General features: G+C 64.8%; 21 protein-coding genes and 1 tRNA gene. 11 read left to right on the top strand and 11 right to left on the bottom strand.

Annotated features, from left to right (window positions below):
• Positions 1 to 164: 164 nt before the first annotated feature.
• Positions 165 to 827, top strand: a complete 663-nt coding sequence (locus FHS94_RS13995; RefSeq protein WP_184058894.1) for an RBBP9/YdeN family alpha/beta hydrolase — start codon at positions 165 to 167, stop codon at positions 825 to 827.
• On the opposite strand, the gene dxs is transcribed toward FHS94_RS13995, so the two are convergent.
• Positions 824 to 2749 (bottom strand): 1-deoxy-D-xylulose-5-phosphate synthase, encoded by a 1926-nt coding sequence (dxs, locus tag FHS94_RS13990; RefSeq protein WP_184058892.1) that lies wholly within the window; start codon positions 2747 to 2749, stop codon positions 824 to 826. The two genes, FHS94_RS13995 and dxs, sit on opposite strands and share 4 nt — an antisense overlap.
• A gap of 71 nt (positions 2750 to 2820) precedes the next feature.
• The gene (locus FHS94_RS13985; protein WP_184058890.1) at positions 2821 to 3303 is read right to left on the bottom strand and encodes a Fur family transcriptional regulator; all 483 of its coding nucleotides are present in this window, start codon (positions 3301 to 3303) and stop codon (positions 2821 to 2823) included.
• 101 nt (positions 3304 to 3404) lie between these two features.
• Between FHS94_RS13985 and FHS94_RS13980 the strand changes: the two genes are divergently transcribed.
• The 3 genes from FHS94_RS13980 to rpsI all read left to right on the top strand — a co-directional run bounded on the left by FHS94_RS13980 (position 3405) and on the right by rpsI (position 5610).
• On the top strand, positions 3405 to 4436 hold the full coding sequence (locus tag FHS94_RS13980) for a COX15/CtaA family protein (RefSeq protein WP_184058888.1): 1032 nt from the start codon (positions 3405 to 3407) through the stop codon (positions 4434 to 4436).
• A 145-nt stretch (positions 4437 to 4581) separates the two neighbouring features.
• Complete coding sequence (gene rplM / locus FHS94_RS13975) at positions 4582 to 5061, top strand: 50S ribosomal protein L13 (RefSeq protein WP_184058886.1); 480 nt, start codon at positions 4582 to 4584, stop codon at positions 5059 to 5061.
• The gene (rpsI, locus tag FHS94_RS13970) at positions 5062 to 5610 is read left to right on the top strand and encodes a 30S ribosomal protein S9 (protein WP_184058884.1); all 549 of its coding nucleotides are present in this window, start codon (positions 5062 to 5064) and stop codon (positions 5608 to 5610) included.
• A 206-nt stretch (positions 5611 to 5816) separates the two neighbouring features.
• On the opposite strand, the gene FHS94_RS13965 is transcribed toward rpsI, so the two are convergent.
• Positions 5817 to 6053: a hypothetical protein gene (locus tag FHS94_RS13965; protein ID WP_184058882.1), complete on the bottom strand. Its 237-nt coding sequence runs from the start codon at positions 6051 to 6053 to the stop codon at positions 5817 to 5819.
• Positions 6054 to 6158: 105 nt separating this feature from the next.
• On the opposite strand from FHS94_RS13965, the gene FHS94_RS13960 reads away from it, so the two are divergent.
• Positions 6159 to 6620: a hypothetical protein gene (locus tag FHS94_RS13960; RefSeq protein ID WP_184058880.1), complete on the top strand. Its 462-nt coding sequence runs from the start codon at positions 6159 to 6161 to the stop codon at positions 6618 to 6620.
• Here the strand turns inward: FHS94_RS13960 and FHS94_RS13955 are convergent.
• The 3 genes from FHS94_RS13955 to modA are packed head-to-tail and all read right to left on the bottom strand — an operon-like array spanning position 6617 to position 8698.
• On the bottom strand, positions 6617 to 7261 hold the full coding sequence (locus FHS94_RS13955) for an ATP-binding cassette domain-containing protein (RefSeq protein WP_184058878.1): 645 nt from the start codon (positions 7259 to 7261) through the stop codon (positions 6617 to 6619). The two genes, FHS94_RS13960 and FHS94_RS13955, sit on opposite strands and share 4 nt — an antisense overlap.
• Positions 7251 to 7940, bottom strand: coding sequence for a molybdate ABC transporter permease subunit (gene modB / locus FHS94_RS13950; RefSeq protein ID WP_184058876.1), 690 nt, complete (start codon positions 7938 to 7940; stop codon positions 7251 to 7253). Before modB ends, FHS94_RS13955 begins: the two co-directional genes overlap by 11 nt.
• Complete coding sequence (modA, locus tag FHS94_RS13945; protein WP_184058873.1) at positions 7940 to 8698, bottom strand: molybdate ABC transporter substrate-binding protein; 759 nt, start codon at positions 8696 to 8698, stop codon at positions 7940 to 7942. Before modA ends, modB begins: the two co-directional genes overlap by 1 nt.
• 161 nt (positions 8699 to 8859) lie before the next feature.
• Between modA and FHS94_RS13940 the strand changes: the two genes are divergently transcribed.
• From FHS94_RS13940 to FHS94_RS13930, 3 genes are all read left to right on the top strand, one after another.
• The gene (locus tag FHS94_RS13940; RefSeq protein WP_184058871.1) at positions 8860 to 9753 is read left to right on the top strand and encodes an iron-containing redox enzyme family protein; all 894 of its coding nucleotides are present in this window, start codon (positions 8860 to 8862) and stop codon (positions 9751 to 9753) included.
• Between the two features lie 150 nt (positions 9754 to 9903).
• Entirely contained in the window at positions 9904 to 10140 is a 237-nt protein-coding gene (locus FHS94_RS13935) for a KTSC domain-containing protein (RefSeq protein ID WP_184058869.1), read from the top strand.
• 34 nt (positions 10141 to 10174) lie between these two features.
• A complete protein-coding gene (locus tag FHS94_RS13930) occupies positions 10175 to 10729 on the top strand; it encodes a putative antibiotic biosynthesis monooxygenase (RefSeq protein ID WP_184058867.1) in 555 nt (184 codons plus the stop codon).
• A gap of 32 nt (positions 10730 to 10761) precedes the next feature.
• Here the strand turns inward: FHS94_RS13930 and lepA are convergent, their stop codons facing one another.
• Positions 10762 to 12573 (bottom strand): translation elongation factor 4, encoded by a 1812-nt coding sequence (gene lepA, locus FHS94_RS13925; protein ID WP_184058866.1) that lies wholly within the window; start codon positions 12571 to 12573, stop codon positions 10762 to 10764.
• A 425-nt stretch (positions 12574 to 12998) separates the two neighbouring features.
• Here lepA and FHS94_RS13920 point away from each other — a divergent pair.
• Together FHS94_RS13920 and FHS94_RS13915 are read left to right on the top strand one after the other, a co-directional pair.
• Positions 12999 to 13075: transfer RNA gene (locus FHS94_RS13920), tRNA-Pro, on the top strand.
• An 85-nt stretch (positions 13076 to 13160) separates the two neighbouring features.
• Positions 13161 to 13628, top strand: a complete 468-nt coding sequence (locus FHS94_RS13915) for a cupin domain-containing protein (protein ID WP_184058864.1) — start codon at positions 13161 to 13163, stop codon at positions 13626 to 13628.
• 7 nt (positions 13629 to 13635) lie between these two features.
• Here the strand turns inward: FHS94_RS13915 and FHS94_RS13910 are convergent, their stop codons facing one another.
• Together FHS94_RS13910 and guaA are read right to left on the bottom strand one after the other, a co-directional pair.
• Complete coding sequence (locus FHS94_RS13910) at positions 13636 to 14295, bottom strand: peptidylprolyl isomerase (protein WP_425506188.1); 660 nt, start codon at positions 14293 to 14295, stop codon at positions 13636 to 13638.
• Positions 14292 to 15848, bottom strand: coding sequence for a glutamine-hydrolyzing GMP synthase (guaA, locus tag FHS94_RS13905; protein ID WP_184058862.1), 1557 nt, complete (start codon positions 15846 to 15848; stop codon positions 14292 to 14294). The genes FHS94_RS13910 and guaA overlap by 4 nt, the downstream gene beginning before the upstream one ends.
• Before the next feature lie 153 nt (positions 15849 to 16001).
• On the opposite strand from guaA, the gene FHS94_RS13900 reads away from it, so the two are divergent.
• On the top strand, positions 16002 to 16355 hold the full coding sequence (locus FHS94_RS13900; RefSeq protein ID WP_184058861.1) for a tetratricopeptide repeat protein: 354 nt from the start codon (positions 16002 to 16004) through the stop codon (positions 16353 to 16355).
• Positions 16356 to 16463: 108 nt separating this feature from the next.
• Here FHS94_RS13900 and rplQ read toward each other — a convergent pair whose 3' ends face one another.
• Positions 16464 to 16886: a 50S ribosomal protein L17 gene (gene rplQ, locus FHS94_RS13895; protein ID WP_184058859.1), complete on the bottom strand. Its 423-nt coding sequence runs from the start codon at positions 16884 to 16886 to the stop codon at positions 16464 to 16466.
• A 218-nt stretch (positions 16887 to 17104) separates the two neighbouring features.
• Positions 17105 to 18178, bottom strand: a complete 1074-nt coding sequence (locus FHS94_RS13890) for a DNA-directed RNA polymerase subunit alpha (RefSeq protein ID WP_184058857.1) — start codon at positions 18176 to 18178, stop codon at positions 17105 to 17107.
• Between the last annotated feature and the right edge of the window lie 109 nt (positions 18179 to 18287).

The following is an 18287-nucleotide window of genomic DNA, read 5'->3' as shown; positions in this document are numbered from 1 at the left end:
CGCCGATATCGCTGCGACAGCCTCTTGTCGCAAGCGGGCTTCGATTCAGCGTTCGGCCTATTCCCCATCAGCCAAGTAGGAGTATGTAGATCGCGGGGGGCGTGGCCTGACGGCGTGCCCTTGAGAGCCGAACGACCACGCCCTTCACCTGGTGGGAGGTGAACATGGATAGTTTCGCACCGTTCCGAACGGGACGGCCAACTGTTCTGACGATACCGGGCCTGGGTGGCTCGGGACCGGCTCATTGGCAAAGCCTGTGGGAACGCTCCCGCACCGACACGGTCCGGGCTGAACTCGGCATGTGGCACACGCCGCACCGCAATAGCTGGGTGACCAAGCTGGACGAGGCGATTCGTCTGGCAGAGGCGCCGGTGATCCTTGCCGCGCACTCGTTAGGCTGTATCGCGGTGGCCTGGTGGGCAGCGCTCAGTCCGCAGCCTTATGGCTGGCCAGTTGCGGGCGCCCTGCTGGTCGCCCCGGCAGATGTCGACCGGGTGGATCCGCCTGCCGAGCTCGCCGGATTTGCACCCTGCCCGCGCGTGTCCCTCCCCTTCCCGTCGCTGCTAGTCGCGTCAAGCGATGACCCGTGGGTGTCCTTGGCGCGGGCACACAGCATGGCGGCCGACTGGGGGAGCCATTTCGTCGACGTCGGCCCTCTAGGGCACCTCAACGCCGCGAGCGGCCTGGGCCTGTGGTCGGAAGGGCAGGAACTGCTTGATCGCGTCATCGCGGCCAGCAGTGACGGTCGGGGCCACGCGCGAGCGCCCGGCGACGCCCGATCGGTGCTGGCGGTGCGCGAAGAACGCCGCGCGCCTCGCCTAGCTTAGGCGCGTGCGCCCTCGCTCACACCCGTGCTGTTGTGCCGTAGCGCCGTCAGCACGGTGGTGACGATCGCGTCGGCGTCCAACCCGGCCTCTGCATACTGGACCTCTGGTTTGTCCTGGTCCTGGAACTTGTCGGGCAGCCGCATGGTCCGGATCTTAAGGCCTCCGTCAGTCAGCCCCTCGTCCGATGCCATCGTCAGCACATGGGCACCCAGGCCACCGACCGCGTTCTCTTCAATCGTGACCGCAATCTCGTGATTGGTTAGCAGCCGCCGGATCAACGCCTCATCAAGGGGCTTGGCAAAGCGAAGGTCGGCCACCGTGGTCGACAGGCCCTTGGCTTCCAGCTGATCCGCCGCTTTCAGCGCTTCGGTCAGGCGGGTGCCAAGCGACAGGATCGCAACGGCTTTGCCCTCACGTACGACGCGGCCCTTGCCGATTTCCAGCCGCTCAGGAACTTCGGGCAGTGCAACGCCCGTCCCGTTGCCACGCGGATACCGTACCGCGATCGGCCCCGAGTCGTGGAGGACGCAGGTGTGCGTCATATGGACCAGCTCCGCCTCATCCGCGGCGGCCATCACGACAAAGTTGGGCAACGTCGCCAAATAGGTCACGTCGAACGAGCCGGCGTGAGTTGCACCGTCCGCTCCGACCAGCCCTGCGCGATCGATCGCGAAGCGAACCGGCAGGTTCTGGATCGCAACGTCATGAACGACCTGATCATAGGCGCGCTGAAGGAAGGTCGAATAAATCGCACAGAACGGCCGCATCCCCTGGGCAGCCAGTCCCGCTGCAAAGGTCACCGCGTGTTGTTCGGCAATGCCGACGTCGAAGAAGCGATCCGGGTGAGCCGCCGCGAACTTGTCCAGTCCCGTGCCCGACGGCATCGCCGCGGTAATCGCCACGACCCGCTGGTCGCTGTCCGCTTCCCGGGCCAGCGCCTCGCCGAAAACGTTCTGGTATTGCGGCGGGCCCGGGGGTGCCTTGGCCTGCGCGCCGGTGATGACGTCGAACTTCTGGACGCCGTGGTACTTGTCCGCGCTGGCTTCGGCGGGCGCATAGCCCTTGCCCTTCTTGGTCACGACATGGACCAGGATCGGGCCTTCCTCCGCGTCCCGTACATTCTCGAGCACCGGGATCAGGTGGTCCAGATTATGGCCGTCGATCGGGCCGACATAATAGAAGCCCAATTCCTCGAACAGCGTGCCGCCCATGGTCATGCCCCGGGCGAACTCGTCCGTCTTGCGCGCCGCCGTGTGGAACGGACGCGGGAGGCGGCGAGCGATCTTCTTCATCACTTCGCGCAGAGACAGGAACTCACGGCTGGACACCATGCGGCTGAGATACGCCGACAAGCCGCCCACCGGCGGGGCGATTGACATGTCATTGTCGTTCAGGATCACGACCAGCCGGTTGCCCGCGGCCTCCGCGTTGTTCATCGCTTCATAGGCCATGCCAGCCGACATGGCGCCATCGCCGATCACGGCGATGCCCTTGCCCGGCTTGTTCGACAGCTTGTTGGCCATTGCAAAGCCGAGCGCGGCCGAGATCGAGGTCGACGAATGGGCCGCCCCGAACGGGTCATATTCGCTCTCGGAACGCTTGGTGAAACCTGACAGCCCGCCACCCTGCCGCAATGTGCGGATGCGCTCGCGACGGCCGGTCAGGATCTTGTGCGGATAGCATTGATGCCCGACGTCCCAGATCAGACGATCATCGGGTGTGTTGAACACATAATGGATCGCCACCGTCAGCTCGACCACACCGAGTCCCGACCCGAGATGGCCACCAGTGGTGCCAACGGCAGAAATGGTCTCCGCGCGCAGTTCGTCGGCCAATTGCCGCAACTGCTCGGGCGCCAAGTGCCGCAGCTCCTCGGGGGTGTGAACGGTGTCGAGCAGCGGGGTTGCAGGAACGTCGGCCATTGTCGCCGCTTACGCCTTCAAACCGGACCTGTCACCCGCGCGCGCCATGGACATTCGATGCAGGTGCCTAATCAGTTGGACCTACCGGGCCCACAATCGGCACAACGGCCGCGTACCTCGATCACGGGGCGCTCGGCGGTGAAGCCGGCTGACTTCGCCGCCTGGCGCACGCCGCGGGTCAGGCGATCGTCGTCCAGATGAGTTGTCTGGCCGCAGCTGTCGCAAACCAGAAAAATGCAATCGTGCAGACAGTCGGGATGCGAGTTCGCCAGGTAGGCGTTGGCACTCTCAACCCGGCGGGCAAGGTTCGCGCCGACAAACAGGTCCAGGATCCGGTACACGCTGTTCGCGGCAACCCGGCGCCCTTGCGCCAGCGATACCGCCTCCGCAATATCATACGCACTGGCGGGCTTGCTGAAGCTTGCAAGCGCTACGAATACGCTTGCCCGCATCGGCGTCCATTGCTCACCGGCACGCTCAAGCCCGGCTTGGGCGGATGTGACCAGGTCGTCGCCCTGCGGCTCATGATGATGATGATGCGCAGCTTCGGCCATGCCTTTATGTATGCCGCAGGCCGGGCAGCGGCAAGTCGACGAAGCGTTGCCGAACCGGCGCGCACCTTGGCGCGGCGCACCCGGAACGCTACTTACAGGCCATGCTACAGCCGAGCCCAGCCTTTATGAGCACTGCCCGTCCGCGTGCCGTGGCGACCTGGCTTCTGATCGTTGCAGCGATGATCGTCGGCATCGTCGTCGTCGGCGGCATCACCCGCCTGACGAACTCCGGGCTGTCGATCACCGAATGGAAGCCGATCACCGGCATCATTCCGCCGCTGACCGACGCGCAATGGCAGGCGGAGTTCGCCAACTATCAGCGCATTCCAGAATACCAGCAGATCAACCACGGCATGACCATGGCCGGGTTCCAGGCGATCTTCTTCTGGGAATATCTCCATCGCGCGCTGGCCCGCACGATCGGGCTCGCCTTTGCTGCGCCGATGCTCTGGTTCTGGCTGCGGCGGCAAGTTCCTGCCGGCTACATGCCGCGACTGGTCGCGCTGTTGTCGCTGGGGGCGCTGCAAGGGGCGGTCGGCTGGTGGATGGTGAAGTCGGGCCTGGCGGTAAGGACGGACGTCAGCCACCTTCGCCTGGCAGTGCACCTGCTCACCGCGCTCGTGACCTTGGGCGGTATCGTCTGGACGGCGCTCGACCTGCTCGCTCTCGGGCGGAACAGGCTCGCTGCGCCCGCACGCTTGCTGCCGGTCGCGACGATTTCCCTTCTCGTGCTGATCGCGCAGATCACTTGGGGTGCGTTCACGGCGGGGCTCGATGCGGGATATGCTTTTGCGAGCTGGCCTCTCATGGGCGACGCCCTGTTCCCCTCTGACGTCCCGCTGACCGGCGTGGGCCAGGCAGTCAATGACCCCGTCGTGGTGCAGTTCATCCATCGATGGCTCGCCTTTGTAGCAGCGGCCGCCCTCGTCTGGCTCGCGACACGGGCTCACCGGGCAGGGTCGTCGGCCGGCGTGGCGGTCGTCGGGCTTGTGTGCCTCCAGATTGCACTGGGGATCGCGACCTTGTTATCCGGCGTGCAGATCGGGATCGCCGTCGCCCATCAGGCGAACGCAGCGGTGTTGCTGATCGCCACGGTCGCGGCCGCCCATGCGGTTGGACGCACTCGCGCCTAACCCGTCCGGGTGCTATGGTATCACGATACCCGTCAGCAAACCCGCACTTTGCTTGACTTCGGGGCCCAGCTTCGTCATTGCCGCTACGTCCACGCTGCCTGACAGGGGCGGCGTGTTTGCGTTCAATCCGAAAGGTTCATCGCCCATGAAGGCGCTCATGAAGACCACCAAGGCGGCCAAGCCGCACGAGGTGGAGAAGAAGTGGCACATCGTCGACGCCACCGACCTGGTGGTCGGCCGGGCGGCTGTTGTGATTGCCAACGTCCTGCGCGGCAAGCACAAGACCAGCTTCACCCCGCACGTCGACTGCGGTGACAACGTGGTGGTCATCAACGCCGACAAGATCCGCTTCACGTCGAACAAGGCGTCGAAGAAGGTCTATTACAAGCACACCGGCTATGCCGGCGGCATCAAGGCAATCACCGCAGCCAAGGTGCTGGAAGGTCGTTTTCCTGAGCGCGTGCTGGAAAAGGCCGTCGAGCGAATGATCCCGCGCGGGCCGCTGGGTCGGCAGCAGATGCGCAACCTGCGCATCTTCGCCGGCACGGAGCACCCCCACGCCGCCCAGAACCCAGAGACCCTCGACATCGCCGGCATGAGCCGCAAGAACAAGGTGGGCGCGTAAATGTCCGACAATCGTCAGTCCCTTTCCGACCTGAGCTCTGCGCTGAACGAGCAGCGTGATGCCGTCGTCGCCCAGTCCGATGATCGCGCTGATGCGTATCTGTCGGGTGCGGTCGATGAGCCGGTGCAGCGCGCGCCCCTGCGTGAGCAGGAACTCGACAAGCAGGGCCGCGCCTATGCTACCGGCCGTCGTAAAGACGCAGTTGCCCGCGTGTGGCTGAAGCCCGGTTCGGGCAAGATCACGATCAACGGCCGCGACCAGGAAATCTACTTCGCGCGTCCGTCGCTGCGCCTCGTCATCAACCAGGTGTTCGGCGTGACTGAGCGCGAGGGTCAGTACGACGTGGTCGTCACCGTCAAGGGCGGCGGCCTGTCGGGCCAGGCAGGCGCGGTTAAGCATGGCATTAGCCAGGCGATCACCAAGTACGAACCGATCCTGCGCGCACCGGTGAAGGCTGCGGGTTTCCTGACCCGCGACAGCCGCGCCGTGGAGCGTAAGAAGTACGGGCGCGCGAAGGCACGTCGTAGCTTCCAGTTCTCCAAGCGTTAAGGCAGGCGTCGGGGCGGCTGGTCCGCCCCGCCTGTTGCGACAGAATGGGCGTCATCGCCCCGACGACAACAAAAAGGCGGTCCCGCAAGGGGCCGCCTTTCTCGTTTCAGTTTGCACTGTGTTCGGCGTTCAATTGAGGTCGGCGCAACGACGGCGAACCGAATCGCGATCGGATCTGCACAGGCGTGTAGAGGCGCCGAGCGCGATCACTTCGCGCCGATATCCCGCCGCACGATCAACGGCTTCGGACACCCGTCCACTTCCCGATAAACGGTCTTGATCTGGTTGGCAGGCGGCATCTCGCTAAGCTTGCGCGCCCGCGCTGGCGCGGTGTCGCGATCGGCGTGCTGCAACCGGGCATCGCATTGCTTCAATGCCGGACGTGGAGCAGGCGAGGCAGCAACCGTGGCGAAAGCAAGCAGCAGCAATAAAGCGATTCGCATCTCACCTCTCCTCTTCAAGACAAAAGCATACTCTCGGGTAGCCAGGCCTGAAAGGGGAACGCCCCCATCATAGCGTTGTTACTTGCGCAAAGAGGAGGGCGCGCCGTGAACAGGTTGAGGGCAGCAGCACTGGGTGGCGTATTGGCAGGGGTGGTGACCACTGCTGTCATGGTTGCAGGCCGCAAGTCCGGCATATTTGGCGAGACCCTGGATCGTGACTCAGTCGACTGGATTGATCGACACACGGGCTCTCGGGCTGCAATCGGCGACACTGGCACCAGCTTGCTGGAATTCGGCAACCATCTCGCCGCCTCGGCAGCGTTCGGGCTCGGCTACGCTGAACTGCGCGAACGTCTGCCTGCCATTCCCCCGGCTGCCTTGGGAGCGCTATACGGCACCGCGCTGTACCTGGTGAACATCGCCGGGATCGCACCTGTTCTCGGCATCACGAAAGGGGAGATCCAGGCCGGCCCCCGCAAGGCCGCGGAGCGCTGGTTCGTCCATGTCGTCCAGACTGTTGCGACGGCGCTGATTGCGGAGCGCTTGACGAGCAGGTCTGCCGCCTAGAGTTCGACCACCTGCGTTCCCAGCCGCTCCGCCTCCTGCGGATCATGGGTGACGATCAGCATCGGCAGGCGTACCTCGTCCCGCACCCGCTCGATGATCCGCATCGCTTCCTCCCGCCGGGCACGGTCGAGCGATGCAAGCGGCTCGTCGAGCAGCAGAAAGGCGGGGCCGGACAGCAGCGCCCGCCCGATCGCAACCCGCCTCGCCTCGCCACCTGACAGGGTTCGCGGCCATCTGTCGAGCAAAGGGGCAAGTTCCAGCAGCCGCACGATGTCTGCCTCTGCTTGTGCCCCTCCCGGTTCTTGTTGGGCGGTTTCATGGGCCTTTGTGGCGCGCCGCCCGCCATAGCGCAGGTTAGCCTGGACCCGAAGGTGCGGGAACAGCCGCGGCTCCTGAAAGACATAGCCAGCGCGCCGGCGTTCAGCCGGAACGTCGATGCGCCGCGCAGCATCGAACAGGGTGTCACCACCAACCCGCACGTGCCCACGATCGGGCCTCAGCAGCCCCGCAACCATGTTGAGTACGCTGGTCTTGCCAGCCCCCGACGGCGCGAAGAGCACGGTTGCCCCCTCCCCGCCCGAAAAGCGGGCCGAGATCTCCGTCGTGCCGAGCCGCTTGGCGATATCGACGTCAAAGGACATGCAGCCGCCGTCCCCATCGCCGGCCGAGCCATTCCGACGCGGTCAGCGCGATCAGGCTAAGCGCCACCGAAACCGCAGCCAGCCGCCACACCGTTTCCTCTGCACCCGGCCTCTGAAGCGCTGCGTAGATCGCCAGCGGCAGCGTCTCTGTCTCACCCGGCACGTTGGACACAAAGGTGATCGTCGCGCCGAACTCCCCTACCGACCGCGCAAATCCAAGCACCATGCCGGCGGTCAGCCCTGGCAGGGATAGCGGCAGCGTGATCGTGCGGAACACCCGCGCGCGGCTCGCGCCCAATGTACGCGCCGCGCTCTCCAGCCGGGGATCGACCGCTTCGACCGACAATCGCATCGCCCGCACCATCAACGGCAATGCCATCACCCCGGCCGCGATCGCGGCGCCTGTCCAGCGGAACAGCACGGTGACACCGAACCACCGCTCCAGACATCCACCTATCGGCCCGTTAGGCGCGAAGAACAGCAGCAGCACCCAACCGGTTACCACCGGCGGCACGACAAGCGGCAGGTGCACAAGCCCGTCCAGCAACAGCTTGCCCGGAAACCGCCCGCGCGCGAGGAGCCAAGCCAGAGCAAACGCTAACGGCAATGCGGCAAGGCATGCGGTGCCGCCCACTAGCAGCGACAGCCGGACCACCTCCCATTCCGCCGCGGACAGCATCAGGAGGGGGCGAACCCGAACCGCGCCAAGATCGCCTGACCGCGCGGGGAAAGCAGGAACCGGCGGAAGCCTTCGGCGTCCCTGCTCGTCGACGTGCGTAATCGCGCGATCGGGTACAGGATCGCAGGGTGGCTGGAGGCCGGAAACACGCCCACTACCTTGACCCGAGCCGACGCCCGAGCATCGGTGAGGTACACGATCCCGAACGGCGCCGCGCCCCGCTCCACCAACGCCATCGCCGCGCGCACGCTTTCTGCGCGCACGACATGCGGCTGGACGGCTCTCCACGCGCCGAGCCGGACCATGGCTGCCCTGCCGTATTTCCCCGCCGGGACAGCGTCGGGATCGGCCATCGCAACAGGACCGGCAGCCAGCGTCCGTGCCAACATGGGCGTGGTCAGCCGGATCGCGCTACCCGCCGGTGCCACAACGACCAGCCGGTTGCGGGCCAGATTGGCCCGGGTCGCTGGCACGATCAACCGGGCGCGCTGCAGGGCGTCCATCCATTCTTCATCTGCGCTGGCGAACAGGTCCGCCGCTGCCCCCGCCTGCACCTGCCGCGCGAGCGACGGCGTCCCGGCAAAGGAAAGCACGGGACGCGGATGTCCCATCTGTTGCCATGCCCCGCCGGCCGCGGTCAGTGCCTCCTGCAGACTTGCCGCAGCCAACACCAGTGGTCCTCGCTCCGTCGACGGAGCAGGCGTCGCGCTCAGGGCCCCCAACAGGGCAGCGAGCGCAAAGGCAGTACGGCGCAGCATCGCAGTGCCTTACCGATCGTCCGGTACCCTGACCAGCAGCACGAGAAGACTATGCTTTCCCACCAGGATGATGACCTGTGTTGCCGGTACAATCGACCGCCCAAGCCGCTGGGGAACCTCGGCGTTCCCCCTCCGTTTCTCCCGCATTAGGGAGGACCCGAATGGCTACCTTGTTTCGCGACGCCGCCCCGCGCGCATCGCAATTTTTGACGGACAGTTTCCAGCGAGGCCTGGCGCATTGGAACCGGGAGCGGCTGGAGCCTAACTTCCCGTCCGAGGATTGGCAGCGGTGCCTTGACCGGGACGTTCGCATGCAGCGGCTGGAGGGCGGCTTCCTGGAGGAGCTTCGGGCCGAAGTAGCGGACGAGGCTGCAGCTGCACCGACCGACGTTGAAGGGTTCATCGATTGGTTTGAGGGTCTGAAGCAGGTCGGCCCGGGCCAAGGCGATCCGTTGTTCCCCTGGATCGCCGAAGAGGCATCCCTGGAACAGCTGAAATGGTTCTTCGAGCAAGAAGCCGCTGGAGAGGCCGGGTTCGACGACCTGGTCGCCATGACGCAGGTGAAGCTGCCCGCACGTCCCAAGCTGGAACTTGCCCGCAATTATTGGGATGAGATGGGCCGCGGCCAGCTGGCGGGCATGCATGGGTTGCTGCTCGACGCCCTGACCGATACGCTGAAGGTCGACCCCATCATCGAAAATACCGTGTGGCAGAGCCTGGCGCTCGCCAATGCGATGACGGCAATGGCAAGCAGCCGACGCTACGCCTGGCATTCGGTGGGCGCGCTGGGCGTCATCGAGCTGACCGCACCTGACCGGTCACGGATGACGGCGCAGGGGCTAAAGCGTCTTGGCTTCTCGAACAAGGAGCGGCGCTATTTCGATCTCCATGCCATCCTCGACATCAAGCACTCGGAGGACTGGAACGCCGAGGCAATCCGTCCGGCAGTCGAGGAAGATCCTCGCCGTGCGACCGCGATGGCCGAAGGTGCCTTGATCCGGCTGAAATGCGGCGAACGCTGCTTTGAGGCGTATCGGGCACAGCTCTGGGGCTGAACCAACGACGCTGTGAAGGTGGTGGGCGTCGGCCGCGGCCGGCGCCCTTTCTTCGTCTGGAGCGGCTCGGCTCGGCGCAGATCCGATTCAACTCAGCGCAGAGTGCGACTCGTGTTGCAACCACGAGTCGCACCACGCGTCGAGCGTCGCATGCGAGCCCGCCGCCTTCAGTCGTCCCTCATCGACCGCATCCTCTTCGATGACGATGCGGAAACGCTGACCGTGTTCTTCAAACGGTCGGGCAAGTACATCTACGACGGTGTGCCTCGCGCCATCTATGACGCGTTTGGCAAGGCCGCATCGGCAGGTCAGTTCTTCAACGACAAGGTTCGGGGTCACTTCGAGTGCCGCCCCGATCCCGTCCGGCGCCGATACCCCATGGAGTGAAGGCACTCTGGAGCGCGCCCGGCGTTGGCTCCACATGCCCCACAACATTGCTGCACTTGCAACCGTGGTTTCCAGCCGCGCCATTCGCGTCGGTCATGAGAAAAGCTTTGACGCCTGGGCTGAACGCATCTGTGCCGACGCGGCACAAGCCGCAGGCCACATCGCCACCATTCGCCTGGGCCAAACTCAAGGGCTGCAGCACCTTCTCTTCCAATTCGCAGCCCAAGCTGAAGCGGAACGGTGGAAGGGTGGAGAGGACTTCCGCCGGCTAACCGGGGAAGCAGACGGGTTTTCGACCGGCCTTGATCAGGTCAAGGCCGGCGAGCGTGTCCGCTTCGAACTGCCCAGCGAGGCAAGCGCAGCGAAGTGGAAGCGCTTCGTGACAACCTGGATCGCGGTGTTCCCGGTCCTGCTGACGATCAGCTCTCTCGTGCGGCTGGTCCTCAAGGACCTGCCGCCGTTCGTTCAGCTGATCCCCTCCTCCTTGCTTCTCACGGCCTCACTGCAGTGGGTGATCCTGCCGCGACTGCAACGCTGGAGTCGCAGCTGGGTGCTAAGCAACGCGCACGGTGACTTGCGCAAGGGTTGAGGCAGCGCGGGCGCGTTGGCCCGCACCATGGCTCAGCTCTCGTCACCCATCCTGAGTGCTGCAATGAAAGCCTCTTGCGGGATGCTGACCGAGCCGTACTCGCGCATCTTCGCCTTGCCCTTTTTCTGTTTATCCAGCAGCTTGCGTTTGCGAGTTGCGTCGCCGCCATAGCACTTCGCAGTCACGTCCTTGCGCATCGCACTGATCGTCTCGCGTGCAATCACCTTGCCGCCGATCGCTGCCTGGATGGGGATCTTGAACAAGTGGCGCGGGATCAGTTCTTTCAGTCGTTCCACCATGCCGCGGCCGCGAACCTCTGCAGTGCTGCGGTGAACGATCATGCTGAGCGCGTCGACCGGCTCCTCGTTGACCAGGATGCCCATCTTGACCAGGTCGCCTTCGCGGTACCCGATCTGGGTGTAGTCGAAGCTCGCATAGCCCTTCGACAGCGACTTCAGCCGATCGTAGAAGTCGAACACCACCTCGTTGAGCGGCAATTCATAGGTCGCCTGGGCGCGCCCGCCGACATAAGTCAGGTTCTTCTGGATGCCTCGGCGATCCTGGCACAGCTTCAGGACCGACCCAAGATATTCGTCCGGCACATAGATGGTGGCGTTGATCCACGGCTCGCTGATCGTCTCGATCTTGTTGGGATCGGGCATGTCGGCCGGATTGTGCAGCTCGATATGGCCGCCGTCATGGCTAAGCTCGATCTCATAGACCACCGACGGCGCGGTGGTGATCAGGTCCAGATCGTACTCGCGGGTCAGCCGCTCCTGAATGATCTCCAGGTGCAACAGCCCCAGGAAGCCGCAGCGAAACCCGAAACCGAGCGCGGCCGAGGTCTCCATCTCAAACGAAAAGCTCGCATCGTTCAGGCGCAGCTTGGAAATCGACTCGCGCAGCTTTTCAAAGTCGTTGGCGTCGACCGGGAACAGGCCGCAAAAGACGACCGGCTGAACTTCCTTGAACCCCGGCAGCGCCTCTGCCGCAGGCCGCTTCGTGTCGGTCAGCGTGTCGCCGACCCGCGCCTGCGCCACATCCTTGATCTGCGCGGTGATGAAGCCAATTTCGCCCGGCCCCAAATCCGTCAACTGCTCGATCTTCGGCCGAAAACAGCCGACCCGATCAACCAGGTGCTGCGTCCCCGCCTGCATGAAGGTGACCTGCTGCCCCTTTTTCAGCGTGCCTTCCATGACGCGCACCAGGATAACCACGCCGAGATATGGGTCATACCAGCTGTCAACCAGCATCGCCTTCAACGGGGCGGTCGCGTCCCCCTTCGGGGCCGGGATCTTCTTGACCACCGCCTCCAGGATGTCGGCTATGCCGATCCCGGACTTGGCGGACGCCAGCACCGCTTCGGACGCATCGATGCCGATCACATCCTCGATCTCCTTGCGCACCTTTTCAGGCTCGGCGGCGGGCAGATCGATCTTGTTGATCACCGGCACGATCTCGTGGTCGTGTTCGATCGACTGGTAGACATTGGCCAGCGTCTGCGCCTCGACGCCCTGCGCCGCGTCCACGACCAGCAACGCACCCTCGCACGCTGCGAGGCTGCGGCTCACCTCATAGGCGAAGTCGACGTGACCCGGCGTGTCCATCAGGTTCAGCGTGTACTCGACCCCATCCTGGGCCTTGTACGACAGGCGCACCGTTTGCGCCTTGATGGTGATCCCGCGCTCCTTCTCGATGTCCATGTTGTCGAGCACCTGCTCGCTCATCTCACGGTCGGACAGGCCGCCAGTGGCCTGGATCAGCCGGTCGGCGAGCGTCGACTTGCCGTGGTCGATGTGTGCGATGATCGAGAAATTACGGATACGGTCGAGCGGAGTGGCCACGATGCGCTTTTCTATTGAGGGAGTGCGGAGTTGACGGAGCCGTTAGCACCCCGTCGCCATCTTGCCAAAGCGAGCGGTGACCCATGTATTGCGCGCAGTCCGAATATGCGAGCCCGACGGTAAGGCTCGGCAGGCGCCGGTAGCGGTCCCTGCCGTGAGCGGAGGCCTCCACGTCATCGCCGCGAGGCGGAGCGCTGGACGGGACGCACTTCAGCATCAGGCTTTGTCGACCTGGTCCCGCCTTCAACCCGGCAAGCAGATGGGCGGCCAGAGTTCCCCAGCGACGGGCCGACCCCGCGGGATAAGTTCACGCGCATCGATGCCATGCTGCCGGCCCCTGCCGATTTGCCGGGTTGAACTGCCCGGCGACTGCCGCTAGAGGCCCTCGCCTGCCGCCACGACACCAGGGGCGGCAGATGATCGGTCGGGGAATAGCTCAGCCTGGTAGAGCACTGTCTTCGGGAGGCAGGGGCCGGAGGTTCGAATCCTCTTTCCCCGACCAATCCACCACCTGATCGGTCCAGCGGCGCTCTCGCCAGCGGCTCTCTCCCCCGTTACGCATACGCCGGAATGATCCGGAGGATGCGATGATCAAATCACTTGCCTGTTTGTTGGTGCTTGCCGCCGCCCCGCTCGCTGCGCGGGACACCAGCGTCGCGACGCCCTCCGTCATCAAGGCACAGGTCGCGGCAATGGAGCGTGACATGAAGCCCGGACAAGGCTTTGCCTGGCGCCCGCTCCTTCAGGGCGGTGAGGCGATTGCCGCGATCGAAATCTGGAAGCGCCCCGGTCGCCCCGCTGTTCACCCGGATCAGGCCGAGTACGCGACGGTGATCGACGGATCAGGCACGCTGGTGATGGGCGGCACCATGGTCGCGCCGACCACGACGCGTGCCGACCTGATCGAGGGCGACAAGATTGAGGGCGGGACCACCTACCCGCTCCACGCCGGCGACGTGATCATCGTGCCCGCTGGCGTGCCGCACTGGTTCGGGATCACGGGCGGGCGAATGGTGCTGCTCGGCACCAAGCTGACCCAACCGGCCGGGAAATAAGGCGCGGCTACCGTGCAGGCCGGGCTGGTATCTTCTTTTCGATGATCCAGGCTTTGGGATAGCTGGTCGGGTGCGGCGTGCCGTTCAGCCGCGTCGCCTTGACCAGCTTGACCTCACGTAGCAGCATCTGGCCGCCCATCCCGCCGCCAGTCGGCATGGCAAGAATGCGTTTCACCACATCCATGCCCGACACCACCCGTCCGAACGCGGCGTAACCCTGGTAGTCGCCGCGGGCGTCCATGGCCGGGATCGGCCCGACCGTGATGAAGAAGTTTCCACCCGCCGAGCGGGGATCCATCTTGCGGGCCATCGAAATGGTGCCGTCGAGATGCAGGATACCCGTTCTGTCGGTCCGCTCGTGCGGGAACGGCGGCAGAATCCGGCGCGCATCGGTGCGGATACCGCCCTGGATAAAGCCATATTGCGGCGCCTTGCGACTGCGTGACGACCGGTAGAAGCTTACGTCGTCGAAGCGGCCGTCATCGACATAAGCGAGGAAGTTGCCACCAGTTTTCGGCGCGCGCCTGGTATCAACCGCGATCACAATCGGCCCAGCCGATGTGGCCAGTCGCACCTTAACGATCCCGGAAGCCGTCGCGAGCTTGGCGACGCCCGGAACTGGGATCAGGAGCGCGGCGAGCGGCAGCAATGCCCGCACCGCCCTCACTCCCACTCGATCGTCCCCGGCGGCTTGGAGGTATAATCGTAGACGACTCGATTGACCCCGCGCACCTCATTCACGATCCGAGTAGCCACGCGGGGAAGGAAATCGCCCGGAAAGTCGAATACTTCAGCCGTCATTCCGTCAACCGACGTCACCGCGCGAAGCGCCAGGACCGAGTCGTACGTCCGCCCGTCGCCCATCACGCCGACCGTGCGCACGGGGAGCAGCACCGCGAACGCCTGCCAGATCGAATCGTACAGCCCGGCGTTCTTGATCTCCTCTAGGTAGATCGCGTCCGCCTTGCGCAGGATGTCGCAACGCTCCTGCGTCACCTCACCGGGTATACGGATAGCGAGGCCGGGTCCGGGAAACGGGTGCCGTCCAACAAAGGCGTTTGGCAGCCCCAACTCCCGACCCAGCTCGCGCACTTCGTCCTTGAACAGCTCACGCAATGGCTCGACAAGCTTCATGTTCATGCGCTCGGGCAGGCCGCCGACATTGTGGTGGCTCTTGATCGTGACCGACGGGCCGCCGGTAAAGCTGACGCTCTCAATGACATCCGGGTACAGCGTCCCCTGCGCCAGGAACTCGGCCCCGCCGACCTTGCTCGCTTCGGCCTCGAAGACCTCAATGAAGGTCTTGCCGATGAACTTGCGCTTTGCCTCCGGGTCCGTGACGCCGGCCAGGCCGCCCAGGAACAGGTCGGCGACGTCCACATGGACCAGCGGGATGTTGTAGTGACCCCGGAACAGACTCACGACCTGCTCCGCCTCGCCCGACCGCATCAGGCCGTGGTCGACGAACACGCACGTCAACTGCTCGCCGATCGCCTCGTGGATCAGCACTGCCGCAACAGCTGAGTCGACCCCGCCTGACAGCCCGCAGATCACCCGGCCCTTGCCGACCTGCTCGCGAATTTCCTGGATCTTGGCACCGCGGAACTCTGCCATGGTCCAGTCGCCCGCCAGGCCGCAGACGTGCCGGGCGAAGTTGGCGATCAGCTTGCCGCCATCGGGCGTGTGAACCACCTCCGGATGGAATTGCACCCCATAGAAACGTCGCGACTCATCCGCGACGACCGCAAAGGGCGCGCCCTCGCTTGTCGCGACCGGCTCGAACCCGGGCGGGATCGCGTCGACCTTGTCGCCATGGCTCATCCAGACCTGATGCCGCTCGCCTGGCTGCCACAGCCCCTCGAACAGCGCGCAAGACTGTTTCACCTCGACAAACGCCTTGCCGAACTCACCCCCGTCGCCCGAGATGACGACATTCCCGCCCAGCTGAGCGCTCATGAGCTGCTGGCCGTAGCAGATGCCCAGTACCGGAACGCCTGCCTCAAGCAGCCGCTGCGGGGCCCGTGGGCTTGTTTCCAGTGTCACTGACGCCGGGCCGCCCGACAGGATGATGCCTGCAGGCCTCATGCGGTCGAACGCTTCCTCGGCCGACTGGAACGGTGCCACCTCGCTATAAACGCCGGCCTCACGCACGCGGCGGGCGATCAGCTGGGTAACCTGGCTGCCGAAATCGACAATGAGGATGCTTTCGGGGTGCTGCATGGCCGCCGTCTAGCGACCCTGGCCGAGGCGCGAAAGGGGCCGCACGAGCGGCACGCGCTCACTTTCCCCGCTGCTTGCGCTTTGTCATGGATGTGTCACACTCCTGTCATCGCAATGTAACTTCCCGCGGAGGGAGGCAGACGGAGAGAGATGATGCGGACGCTTGTCTACCTTGTCGTGGCGGGGCTCGGGCTCGGCGTGCCCGGGCTCGCTATGGCGCAAAGCTTCAGCGGAGCCGAGCAGTTGATGCGCGGCGACCTTCCGGCGGCGGAGCGCGAGATTGCTCATCAACGGCGCATGTTCCCCAACGACCCCGATCTGCTGGTCAACCTGGCGAGCATCTATATGAAGACCAACCGCGTGGACGAGGCGCGGCGGCTGTATCGCGACGTGCTGGCGCGTGCGGATGAGCCCTTGACGCTGGCAAACGGCAGCACCGTGTCATCGCACCGGATCGCCCTCACAGGTCTGCGCAGCCTGCCGGCGGAAATGATTGCCTCGCGCTAGGTCGTCCAGGCACGACAAAGGCCGCCCCGTCTCCGGAGCGGCCTCTTGTCTCTCAACGCAAAAACAAGGTCTACGAACGCGGGATCAATGACCCGCGCCCTGCCTGCTTCAGGCTGCCTCGTCGAAGTCCTCGTCGAGCTGGACAGGACCGGAGTCCTGGCCCTTGGCCGACACGTCGCGGTCGACGAACTCGATGATAGCCATCGGCGACGCATCCGACGCACGGATGCCTGCCTTGATGACACGGGTGTAGCCACCGTTACGACCGGCGTAGCGAGCAGCCAACGTGTCGAACAACTTGGAAAGCTGTGCATCGTCCAGCAGGCGCGAATGTGCCAGACGACGGTTCGACAGGCCGCCCTTCTTCGCCAGGGTGATCAGCTTCTCGATATAAGGGCGAAGCTCCTTCGCCTTGGCCACCGTGGTGGTGATCTGCTCATGCTTGATGAGGGCGGCCGACATGTTGCGGAACAGGGCCAGACGATGGGCCGAGGTACGCTGCAGCTTACGGCCGCCGACGCGATGACGCATGGAAACTTCCTTCTTCGTTCGTAGGGGGGCCGGATGAGGTACCCCGATCCAGGTGGCCGTTCAGGTCGCCACCATCACCTCGAACCCCCGGCGAAGGCCGGAGATCCATTCTTTTCAGGCCCACCGCGGGCAAGGCCCGCGTTGTCGAACGGGTCGGCACGCCGACCCGCCGGACAGGGCTGCTTGTCGCCGGCGCAGCCACGCTGCGCCGGTGCAAATCAGCCCATGATCTCCTGCTCGAGCTTCTTGGCCATCTCCTCGATGTTCTCAGGCGGCCAGCCCGGGATTTCCATGCCGAGGCGCAGACCCATCGACGAGAGTACTTCCTTGATCTCGTTGAGCGACTTGCGGCCGAAGTTCGGGGTGCGCAGCATCTCGGCCTCGGTCTTGCCGACCAGATCGCCGATATAGATGATGTTGTCGTTCTTCAGGCAGTTGGCCGAACGCACGGACAGTTCCAGCTCGTCCACCTTCTTGAGAAGGTAACGGTTGATCTGCTGCGTGTCGCCGACCGGCTCCGCACCGCCGGTTGCCGGAACGGCCGCCTGGCCGACCGGAGCCGCCGCACGGGTAATCTGGCCCTCGTCAAAGTGCACGAACAGCGCCAGCTGGTCCTGGAGGATCCGGCCGGCATAGCCGACTGCATCGTCCGGGGTCACGGTGCCATCGGTCTCGACCGTCAACGTCAGCTTGTCATAGTCGAGGTCCTGACCCACGCGGGTCGGGTCCACCTTGTAGCTGACCTGGCGGACCGGCGAGTACAGCGCGTCAACCGGGATCAGGCCGATCGGTGCGTCGGCCGGACGGTTCGCCGTGGCGGGTACATAGCCCTTACCCACGTCGGCGGTCAGCTCCATGTTGAGCGTCGCACCCTCGTCCAGGTGGCAGATCACCAGTTCGGGGTTCATCACTTCGATGTCACCCGACACGGCGATGTCGCCTGCCGTTACCTCGCCCGGGCCGGTCGCGGACAGCTGAAGCCGCTTGGGGCCTTCGCCCTGCATGCGGATCGCGATCTGCTTCACGTTCAGGACGATATCCGTCACGTCCTCACGGACGCCGGCCAGGCTTGAGAACTCGTGCAGCACGTTCTCGATCTTGATCGAGGTCACGGCGGCGCCCTGCAGGCTGGACAGCAGCACGCGGCGAAGCGCGTTGCCGAGCGTCAGGCCGAACCCACGCTCAAGCGGCTCGGCGACAAAAGTCGCGCGCCGCTTGCCGTCGCCGCCAGACTTCTTCTCAAGCCCGTTTGGCTTCTTCAGTTCCTGCCAGTTCTTTGCGTTGACAGCCACGGGGTTCCCCTGAGTTGGCGGCCGGTGGGGCGCCGGCCGCGATGTACAAGAGCGCCGGCTCGTCAGCCGGCGCCGAAAGTGCGTCGGGCACTCCCAAGGGAGCGCCCGC

Origin of the sequence: Sphingomonas aerophila, assembly GCF_014199305.1 — a bacterium.
Lineage (GTDB): Bacteria > Pseudomonadota > Alphaproteobacteria > Sphingomonadales > Sphingomonadaceae > Sphingomonas > Sphingomonas aerophila.
The sequence above is the reverse complement of the archived record's forward strand: the minus strand, read 5'-3'. Positions and strand labels throughout refer to the sequence as shown.

Bases quoted from the DNA above. Each gene is read 5' to 3' on its own strand.
- FHS94_RS13995 (WP_184058894.1), top strand. From the start codon at position 165: ATGGATAGTTTCGCACCGTTCCGAACGGGACGGCCAACTGTTCTGACG.
- dxs (WP_184058892.1), bottom strand. From the start codon at position 2,749: ATGGCCGACGTTCCTGCAACCCCGCTGCTCGACACCGTTCACACCCCC.
- FHS94_RS13985 (WP_184058890.1), bottom strand. From the start codon at position 3,303: ATGGCCGAAGCTGCGCATCATCATCATCATGAGCCGCAGGGCGACGAC.
- FHS94_RS13980 (WP_184058888.1), top strand. From the start codon at position 3,405: ATGCTACAGCCGAGCCCAGCCTTTATGAGCACTGCCCGTCCGCGTGCC.
- rplM (WP_184058886.1), top strand. From the start codon at position 4,582: ATGAAGGCGCTCATGAAGACCACCAAGGCGGCCAAGCCGCACGAGGTG.
- rpsI (WP_184058884.1), top strand. From the start codon at position 5,062: ATGTCCGACAATCGTCAGTCCCTTTCCGACCTGAGCTCTGCGCTGAAC.
- FHS94_RS13965 (WP_184058882.1), bottom strand. From the start codon at position 6,053: ATGCGAATCGCTTTATTGCTGCTGCTTGCTTTCGCCACGGTTGCTGCC.
- FHS94_RS13955 (WP_184058878.1), bottom strand. From the start codon at position 7,261: ATGTCCTTTGACGTCGATATCGCCAAGCGGCTCGGCACGACGGAGATC.
- modB (WP_184058876.1), bottom strand. From the start codon at position 7,940: ATGCTGTCCGCGGCGGAATGGGAGGTGGTCCGGCTGTCGCTGCTAGTG.
- modA (WP_184058873.1), bottom strand. From the start codon at position 8,698: ATGCTGCGCCGTACTGCCTTTGCGCTCGCTGCCCTGTTGGGGGCCCTG.
- FHS94_RS13940 (WP_184058871.1), top strand. From the start codon at position 8,860: ATGGCTACCTTGTTTCGCGACGCCGCCCCGCGCGCATCGCAATTTTTG.
- FHS94_RS13935 (WP_184058869.1), top strand. From the start codon at position 9,904: ATGCGAGCCCGCCGCCTTCAGTCGTCCCTCATCGACCGCATCCTCTTC.
- FHS94_RS13930 (WP_184058867.1), top strand. From the start codon at position 10,175: ATGCCCCACAACATTGCTGCACTTGCAACCGTGGTTTCCAGCCGCGCC.
- FHS94_RS13915 (WP_184058864.1), top strand. From the start codon at position 13,161: ATGATCAAATCACTTGCCTGTTTGTTGGTGCTTGCCGCCGCCCCGCTC.
- guaA (WP_184058862.1), bottom strand. From the start codon at position 15,848: ATGCAGCACCCCGAAAGCATCCTCATTGTCGATTTCGGCAGCCAGGTT.
- FHS94_RS13900 (WP_184058861.1), top strand. From the start codon at position 16,002: ATGCGGACGCTTGTCTACCTTGTCGTGGCGGGGCTCGGGCTCGGCGTG.
- rplQ (WP_184058859.1), bottom strand. From the start codon at position 16,886: ATGCGTCATCGCGTCGGCGGCCGTAAGCTGCAGCGTACCTCGGCCCAT.